The following is a 4,305-nucleotide window of genomic DNA, read 5'->3' as shown; positions in this document are numbered from 1 at the left end:
CCTCAGGCTAATTCGCGCACTCAGCCCAAATCGGGAGTTCGACGAGACCGTTCATGGCCAAAGTATTGTGACGGCTCCACGGTCAGGCCGAAACTCGTCGAGCTCGCGCACCGGGTATCCCCTCGTACACCGCGGTCCTCAGGGCCGAGACGAGGTTCTCGTCGAGCCCGAGCAGGCGCGACATCACGCCGTCGGCGATGGGCACGTCGATCGACCCGACCGCGTCGAGCCTTCCCAGGACGAGGGCGCTCTCGACTGCGTGCTGCACATCCTGGATCAGCTGGTCCAAGACGTCGCGCACGCGGGTGTCGATGACCCTCCGAGGCGTGCGCCGTACGCGACGGTGCTCTTCCCCGTCGGTCTGGTTGACCGCGAAGACCGCCTCGGACGACGCGTCCCGGATGCGAAATCGTCCGGCTCGTCGAAAACGCTCGCCATGAGCTCGCCCGCGCTGCCGTAGGTCTCGACGTCGGACAGGATGCGGGTGGCTTCGCGGTGATCGTTGACGAGCAGTCCCAGCCCGGCCGTCCCCATGCGCATGGGGACGGCGGCGGCCGGATCCTGGCCCTCGCGCACGGTCCGCTCGCCGAGCGTCCTGCGGAAGAGGATGTGGCCTTCAGACACACCAGACTCCTTGTCTCACGGCAATGCCCACACCATGGTCGCCGGCACGAAAGACGAGGTCGTGCAATTCGAGAGCGTCCAGACTGGCCGCCTCGGCGGGGGTGAGCGTGCGCCCCCAGCGGCTTTCGTCGAGGACGGCCGCCGCCGGTTCCGAGCGGTCGACGTCGATGCGGCGGCGCTCCCCGTGGCGCGTGTCCTCGACGGCTAGGAACGTCGGACCGCGCCGGACAACGAGGGATCCTCCCTGCTGCGCCGACCACGCGAAGGAGCCGTCCGGCCGCCGCGGCGGGTCGAGGTGGCGGAGGGCGCCGCAGTCGCCGCTCCACGAGACCCGCAGGCCGACCCCGCGAGCGTCGCGGAGCAGCGCGATCAAGGAGACGAGTTCGCCGTCGCCCATCTCCGGCATGGCGAAGTGACCGGTCAGCCGGACCCCGGCGTATCCCGACCGGGTCAGGGCGACGAGGTCCTCCCTGCTCCGCACCGAGTGGAGATCCACCGGCGCGAAGAGCCTCCGGCGGTTCGACCGCCGCTCTGCAGTCTGCTTCGTCACCAACGCAAGCCCGTCGCGAGCGCCAGATAGGTGGAGTCCTCATGGAACACGATGCCGAGCTCCGTCCAGTTCTCGACGAGCTCTTCGAGCTGACCTTCCCGCACGGCGATCCCGAGCGAGCGCATCGTGGAAGCGAGCGCGGGAAGCGTCTTGCCCTTGGCCAGCGCACGGCACGCCTCGGCTTCGAGACCCGGCCGAAGCACCAGCTCACGGGAGGGCCAGGCGGGCCGGTCGTCGATGACGACGAATGAGTCGTCCGGCGCCGGCAGGGCGACCAGCCGGGACACCGATGCGGTGGCCTGCCAGTTCGCGATCGCTTCGCGCAACAACTCGCTCGTCGCGGGGGAGATGCCGGCGGGCTCGGACTCGAACACGTAGACAAGGTCGTCGAGGGCGTCCGCCACCCCCTCGTAAGCGCTCACCAGGTTGAGCGAGGGGCCGATGGCCTGGAGACCGAGTGCGGGATCGTCGAAATAGGGGCTGAAGCGTTCCAGTTTGATCGGGAGCGGCCCGGCGGGCGGCGTCAGGTGGTGGAGGGACGGGATCGAATCGATCAGCGCCGCGTAGTCGCTGTCCTGCTCCCGGGGAAGCCCACGAGGATGTTCCACGACGGATAGATCCTGCAGGTGGCGCAGTCCCGCAGGAACCGCACGTTCTGCCACCCGGTCACCCCCTTGCGCATGATGCGCAGGATGGGCGTGCAGAGGCTCTCGACACCCGGCTGCAGCTGCGTGCTTCGCGCCCCACCAGCAACCGCGGCTGGCCTCCAGTGGAATCGTGACGTCGATGAACGGAGCGGCCGGAGACTTCCCCAGATCGCGGAAGTAGTGATCGTAGGTGGGTTCCGGCACTACGTTCATGGAGACGGGCGTCCGCCCGATGGGGTTGCTGACCGTGACTCCGTCGACGTCGGACCGCCAGCACAGGCCGGGCACGGCACGCAGCAGTCCGTCGTCCTTCTTCCCCTTCACCGCTGCGGCATGCCGCGATGTGGGCGATGAGCGGCGCGATTGAGTGCTCCGCCTCCCCTCGGATCACGTAGTCGAACTCCGGGCGGGTGGACCGCCGTGCCCTGGACGCCGTCGCAGTTCGCCCCGCCGAGGATCGTCACGACGTCCGGCCGCAGCTCCTTGACGCGGTGCGCGAGCGCGAACGAGGCGATGTTCTGATCGAAGGTCGTCGTTAGCCCCAGGACATCGGCGTCCGATGCCACGAGATCCCGGGCCAGCTCCTCGATGAAGGCGGGTGCCGCGCGGAACATCGCACAGTAGGCGTCGACGTTCTCGCTGTCGCGCACGAGGTCGTAGAAGCTCGTGTGGCGCGGGTCGACACCGGGGCGGAAATAGCTGGAGAAGACCCATTCGCCGACCCCGAACACTTCGGCGTCGACTATCAGCTCGTAGTGCCCGCGTTCGAGGCCCGCCTCCCGGACCAGGTGGTCGAGCCACCAGATGTTGCCGTAGACGACGTCGAGCTTCTCGACCTCTCCGCGCCGCTCGAACAACGGGGCGATCGTGCTCAGCGCCAGGGAGGGCATGTCGACCACGGCCCAGGGCATGCAGACCAGCGCAACCGAAAGGGCGTCCTCGTTCACGACCGGCGGGGTGAGATCCGGCACCGGTTGTTTGTGCCCGATCTGCATCAGTTCCACTTCGGCTCCTCATCGATCAGGGGCGTTGTCCGAGACGGGCTGTTTCAGGTTCCTTCGGGCTGGCGGCCTCCTCGCTCCCGGTGGTTACCCGCGTTCCCCGGATGAGCACCGGGAGCCACAGGAGACACGCCAGCAGGGGGACCGCGGCGTAGACGGCCATGCCCACGCTGGAGCCCAGCCCGTCCATGAGTGCGCCGAGGACGAGATAGCCGATGCCGATGAGCACCGACTCCACGAACGCGATCATCGACAGCAGGCTCGCCCGGTGGCGCGACGGCACCGCCTCGTTGAACACGTTGTCCACGAGCACGGCAGTGATCTCGGGAACTCCGACCAGGATCAGGAACGCGGCGATGGTGACCCAGACGAGGCCGAGGCCGGTCAGGCCGAGGGCCACGGCGAGCGCCAGGAGGGACACGGGGGCGATGACCCGGTACCCGATGCGCCGGTTGGCGCGGTCTGACAGGAGGGGAGTGAGTCCGCCGATGAAGAATCCCGCCGAGATGACCACGCTGACCAGTGCGGTGCTTGCTCCCTGATCGGAGAGCGTCTTCTGCGTGAAGATGATGTACGGCGTCAACGTCGCGTGCATCAGTCCGGACACCACGACGAGCGTCACGAGCGCCGGCGTGGCGACCCGAAGCATCGCCCGCCATGCCGTGGTGTCGCCGTGCTCCTTCTCGGCTCCGTCCTGTTCGTCCACCGCGTCCGCCCCGCGGATCTCGGGCACCCGTGCCATCAGCACCACCACGGCCAGGACGAGGCACGACGCCGAACCGGCGTAGACGATTCCCCAGGAGAACTGCTGCAGTTGGCCGCCGAGGATGATGGCGACCCCCGAGGTGACCGTCCCCAGCATGGTGAACCGGGATCTGATCTTGACGTAGCCGCTCGTTGCACCACGGCGCACGAGCAGGTCGTACAGCAGGGCGGTGTCCGAACCGGATACGCATGCCAGGCCCACGCCATGGCCAATGAACAGCGCCAAGAACAGCCAGTAGTTGGAGGTCGTCACCTGACCAAGTAGGCATCCGGCCACCAGTACCTGGCCGATCACGATGCTGGCGCGCCTGCCGATCCGGTCGGCGATGATTCCCGTCGGCAACTCCGCAAGTCCGCTGACCAGGAAGAGCAGTGTTTGGAGGAGGGCCACCTGCCCAGCGGAGAAGCCTTGCTGATAAAGGAAGATGACGAATACGCCGCGCTGGAAAAGCGAGTTGGAGAGCACAGCGTATACGTAGAACGGGCGCGTGACGCTTCGTGCTGCGTCGACTGCAGCCGATCCGTCAAGGGCCTCCGTAGTGCCGGTCATGTTGCGGGTTCCCCCTGGTGACTCCAGTGGTCAAAGACGTTCTCCACCATCATGGGCGGACTCGGTTCCTGCTCGGCCTCGTTCACTTATTGAGCCGAAACGGTTGGGGTTCTGGGTCGTTGGTGATGTGTGAGCGATCTGGTGGGGGACGCGCGGCATCTGTCGCCG

At 67.3% G+C, this 4,305-nt stretch carries 5 protein-coding genes; all 5 read right to left on the bottom strand.

The genetic code is table 11. The annotated features are described in order from the left end of the window. Window positions 1–82: 82 nt before the first annotated feature. The 5 genes from ACRWND_RS30325 to ACRWND_RS30305 all read right to left on the bottom strand — a co-directional run bounded on the left by ACRWND_RS30325 (window position 83) and on the right by ACRWND_RS30305 (window position 4,137). On the bottom strand, window positions 83–301 hold the full coding sequence (locus tag ACRWND_RS30325; protein WP_431955104.1) for a hypothetical protein: 219 nt from the start codon (window positions 299–301) through the stop codon (window positions 83–85). Window positions 302–616: 315 nt separating this feature from the next. After that, a complete protein-coding gene (locus ACRWND_RS30320; protein ID WP_431955102.1) occupies window positions 617–1,105 on the bottom strand; it encodes a DUF5825 family protein in 489 nt (162 codons plus the stop codon). Window positions 1,106–1,170: 65 nt separating this feature from the next. Beyond that, window positions 1,171–2,145: a hypothetical protein gene (locus ACRWND_RS30315; protein ID WP_431955100.1), complete on the bottom strand. Its 975-nt coding sequence runs from the start codon at window positions 2,143–2,145 to the stop codon at window positions 1,171–1,173. Then, window positions 2,142–2,825, bottom strand: a complete 684-nt coding sequence (locus ACRWND_RS30310; RefSeq protein WP_431955098.1) for a hypothetical protein — start codon at window positions 2,823–2,825, stop codon at window positions 2,142–2,144. The genes ACRWND_RS30315 and ACRWND_RS30310 overlap by 4 nt, the downstream gene beginning before the upstream one ends. Before the next feature lie 16 nt (window positions 2,826–2,841). Then, on the bottom strand, window positions 2,842–4,137 hold the full coding sequence (locus ACRWND_RS30305) for an MFS transporter (protein ID WP_431955096.1): 1,296 nt from the start codon (window positions 4,135–4,137) through the stop codon (window positions 2,842–2,844). Between the last annotated feature and the right edge of the window lie 168 nt (window positions 4,138–4,305).

Source organism: Actinacidiphila sp. bgisy167 (genome assembly GCF_965342175.1).
In the GTDB taxonomy this organism is placed as follows: Bacteria; Actinomycetota; Actinomycetes; order Streptomycetales; family Streptomycetaceae; genus Actinacidiphila.
Note: the sequence above shows the minus strand (reverse complement) of the source record. Positions and strands in the feature narration are given on the sequence as shown.